Source organism: Flavobacterium sp. (assembly GCF_028712645.1).
Taxonomy (GTDB): Bacteria; Bacteroidota; Bacteroidia; order Flavobacteriales; family Flavobacteriaceae; genus Flavobacterium.
In genome coordinates this window covers 1-3,942 of sequence record NZ_JAQTPQ010000300.1, presented here as the reverse complement: position 1 = coordinate 3,942, position 3,942 = coordinate 1, and the positions used below count along the sequence as shown (strand labels likewise).

Below are 3,942 nucleotides of genomic sequence, written 5' to 3'. Positions count from 1 at the left end.
AAATAGGCTATTTTATCAGCTAATTCCTCTTGACGTATTGTTATTTCGGGTGATAGGTGGATATCAGCTGAAGCAATTGCAGCAGCTACAGAAGCAGGTTCTAATTGAGCCGAAAAAGTCAGAGGTCCTCCAAAGTTTTTAATTTTATCCCTTAACTTCTGGTTTTTGCAAAAAAATGTTGCTCCACTGGCACCAAAGGTTTTACTTAACGTACCCACTACAACAATATTTTCGGGTAGTTCCTTGATAACGTCAAAAACAAAGCCTGTACCATTTTTACCTTTCCAACTCATTCCGTGAACATCGTCAAAGTAGAGGTGGAGTTGGTTGTATTTTTTAGTCAAGTTAAGTAATTCAGGGATTTGGGCATAATCTCCAAACATAGAATATACTCCGTCTGCCATATACCAAATTTTGTTGCCTTTTGATGCTAGCCTTTTGATTTTATCTTCCAGCATATCCAAATTGCCGTGTCGAATCATTTCCACAGGAATCCCTCTTAACTTTAGCAATTGACAGGCATTTTGTACGCTCCAATGCACTTGGTGATCCATAATAACCGCATCTTCATCCCTGATAAGTGTTGGGATAACAGCTAAATGACCTAATGTGCTATTTTTGGTAATGATAGGGGGGATGCTGTACATCTGTTCGATTTTGCTTTCCAGTTCGCTGTATAGTGGATGTGAAATATAGGATTTAGAAAGTGGAAATTGTGTGCCATAATCCCGAATGGCTTGAATTGCCGCTTCTTTAATCCTGTTATCTTGTTCCAAACCCAAATAGCCCGTTGTCCCGAAATGATACATTTCTTTTCCCTTGATCTGGATGGTTCTACCCGTTAAAACCTTGTCTTCTGCATACAAATGCAATATTCCTTCTTTTTTTGCTCCAGATAAAACTTCATCCACCGTATCGATGAAATTGTTGTGTTTGATTTTGGCCATTTTTTTGTTGTTTAATTTTTATTAAAAAGTTTTAGTTCTACTATTTAGATTTCTAAAATTCACTATAAAAAATGATATTATTTTCATACGATATTGTAATATTCCCTTTATGACAATTTATTATCCCTTTATGACAATTATTTGACCAATTTGCAACAGATTATACCTAATTGACAATTATAATATTTAATATTGTTTCTATTTTTGTTAAATTGTAATATATAATTCATAAAATAATGATTGCAGCTCATGATTTTTATGAAAATGAATTTGCCCAATTTTGGATTGCCAATGGTATTCTATTTTTTGAATATAAACCCAACACTATTCTTGATTTGGAAGCAGCCCAACATATTGTAGCTGACCGAATTCATTTTCAAAACGAAAAATCTTATCCTGTTTTGTGTGATGTGAGGGGCATTGTCAATACAGACAAATCGGGTAGGGATTATTTAGCTCAATCGGGTTCTGTATTGACCAAAGCGGTCGCTTTAATTGTTAATCAACAAGTATCTTTGACTATTAGTAATTTTTATTTGCGAATCAGTAAACCCTCCGTTCCCACACAACTTTTTAATAACAAGGAGGATGCACTGGCTTTTCTGGAGCAGTTTATATAGAGTTATGGGTTAATCGGTTAGGGAGGAGTAAAGATTATAGATAATAGAATATTAAGAATTAAGATTTTATGGATAGGCCACATAACCAAAAACGAATTGTTACGTTGCATCAAATGCTGTTTGAGATGGCGAGAGGTAATTTCAACAATCGTATTCCTTTGAGTCCTTATGATGATGAGTTGGAAACGTTAGTTGTTTTGGTCAATATGGTCGCTGAAGAGATGAAAGAATCCATTTTTCATGCTGGATATGTTAATCCTCATACGACTTATCGATTCATAAACCAAGCTACCTTTGTTTTGGACAGTTCCTTTAGTATTACAAGTTTTAATTCAGGAATTACTACAGTATTGGGTTTTTCTGAAATGGATTTGTTACATCAGCCTCTTGAAAAATTTATTAGTCCGGAATCCGTTGAAAAATTGAATTTTGTTAAAGAATCATTACAAGGAAATTTATCTTTTCAACCCATAGTTCCATTGCATTTTCTTACCAGGGAGGGCTTATATGTTTCAGTCGATTGTTCAATTAGTGCACTTTTTCATAGCGCTGAAATCATTTTAAGTTTCGTTAGTCCGCTTCCACAAGATGTTTATAGTAGCATAGGGCAAGAAAAAGAGAACGATGAGGACAAGCAACCCGGATCAAGAAAAATAGATGCTCTTTTGATCCAAAAACTATATGATTATATTTTGGCTCATCTTGAAGAACCGCTTCCTTCTTTGAAAGCACTTTCTCGTCTGTTTGGCACCAATGAATATAAATTGAAAGATGGTTTTCGTCATTTTTTCAAGACTAGCATTTACCAGTTTTACAATGAGGAGCGGTTGAAAAGAGCCCATTTAATGATTCAGCAAACGGATATTCCTTTGAAAAATATATCCCTTATGAATGGATTTTCCAATTATCCCAATTTTTCGAAATCCTTTAAAAGACGTTATGGGTATGCCCCCAATGCTATTCAGCGCAATAATTCCAGTTTTACCCTAGAAGAGTAATTTTTAGGTCGTAAATGCTTTTATCCCTTTTCATCAAGTTTCACTCCCAATAAGGAAAGTGGTTTTAATTTGGAATTCAGAATTTTACTGAATCGAAATTAAACTATTGCTTAATGAAATTATCAGTCCGAACACAAAGCGTAATTATTGAGCTTATTAGTATGCTCTACATCCTGTTGTTTGTATATGCAGCATTGAGTAAGCTTTTGGATTTTAAGCGCTTTCAGGTACAATTAGGGCAATCCCCATTATTGAGTGTTTTTGCTGGCTGGGTAGCTTTTGGAATTCCTTTTTTGGAGTTATTCATTGTTTTTTTGTTGGTTATTCCCAAATGGCGGTTGATTGGTTTTTATGCCGCCTTTTGTTTAATGGTTTTGTTTAGTACCTATATAGTCGTCATTTTGAATTTCAGTTCTTTCGTGCCCTGTTCTTGTGGAGGGATTCTTGAAAATATGAATTGGATGCAGCATTTGATTTTTAATATTGCATTTGTTATTATGGCTTTCATAGGGATTTATATAATGACGGCTTTCGAGACTCAGTCAAGTACCACCAAAAAGAATCGCCTTTGGATTTTAATACCGGCTTTATTTTTTAGTAGTGTTATCGTTGTTATTCTGCTTTTCGTAACCTCTGAAGAAATTATTCATCATCGAAATCCTTTTGTTCGTCGCTTTCCTCCTCATTTTATCAACAAAATGTTTCAAGAGGATCTAGGATTTAACTCGTATTATTTTGCTGGAACTGGAAAGGGTAAAATTTATCTTGGCAATTATACTGATCCATCAAAGATTACGGTTTTGGACTCGACACTTAAAAACCGTAAGCAATACACTATTCAACTTACAACTGTGAATTTACCTTTTCGAGCTATTCAAGTGAAAGTAGTACCGCCTTATTTTTATGTATTGGATGGTACTGTTCCCTGTATATTTAGAGGGACTACTGAAAATTGGAAAGCTTCATTAATTAGTAATCGAAGTATTCATTTCTCGGCAGCTACAATAATGGACAACAATTTTATTGCCATACGAACACGTGATACCCCTAAACAAGAAAATACACTTGGAATTATTGAATTTGGCGATCGTGTCAAGGTACAATTAGGACCTGAATTATTGCAAAAACAAATCGACGGTGTTTTTGATACAGATGGCAGTTTGCATTATAGTCCAGCCTTGCAAAAGTTGGTTTATGTGTATTATTACCGAAATCAATTTATTGTAGCCAACCCCCAACTCAAATTGTCCTATCGTGGAAATACCATTGATACGAACAGTGTAGCAAAACTAAAAATTGCCTATTTACCCGAAGAGGGTATAAAACAATTTTCGGCACCGCCATTTACCGTCAATGCGTCCAGTTCGGTTTTTAAAA

At 34.8% G+C, this 3,942-nt stretch carries 4 protein-coding genes; 3 read left to right on the top strand and 1 reads right to left on the bottom strand.

Annotation, left to right across the window (positions count from 1 at the left end):
* Positions 1 to 947: aminotransferase class I/II-fold pyridoxal phosphate-dependent enzyme (locus PHC28_RS16685; protein ID WP_300103277.1), on the bottom strand; the 947-nt coding region annotated here is incomplete at its 3' end.
* 236 nt (positions 948 to 1,183) lie between these two features.
* Between PHC28_RS16685 and PHC28_RS16680 the strand changes: the two genes are divergently transcribed.
* The 3 genes from PHC28_RS16680 to PHC28_RS16670 form a co-directional block, all read left to right on the top strand.
* The gene (locus tag PHC28_RS16680; RefSeq protein ID WP_300103275.1) at positions 1,184 to 1,567 is read left to right on the top strand and encodes a hypothetical protein; all 384 of its coding nucleotides are present in this window, start codon (positions 1,184 to 1,186) and stop codon (positions 1,565 to 1,567) included.
* A gap of 68 nt (positions 1,568 to 1,635) precedes the next feature.
* Complete coding sequence (locus PHC28_RS16675) at positions 1,636 to 2,565, top strand: AraC family transcriptional regulator (RefSeq protein ID WP_300103273.1); 930 nt, start codon at positions 1,636 to 1,638, stop codon at positions 2,563 to 2,565.
* 113 nt (positions 2,566 to 2,678) lie between these two features.
* Positions 2,679 to 3,942: MauE/DoxX family redox-associated membrane protein (locus tag PHC28_RS16670; RefSeq protein WP_300103271.1), on the top strand; the 1,264-nt coding region annotated here is incomplete at its 3' end.

Coding starts and splice junctions, on each gene's coding strand:
- PHC28_RS16680 (WP_300103275.1), top strand. CDS start 1,184: ATGATTGCAGCTCATGATTTTTATGAAAATGAATTTGCCCAATTTTGG.
- PHC28_RS16675 (WP_300103273.1), top strand. CDS start 1,636: ATGGATAGGCCACATAACCAAAAACGAATTGTTACGTTGCATCAAATG.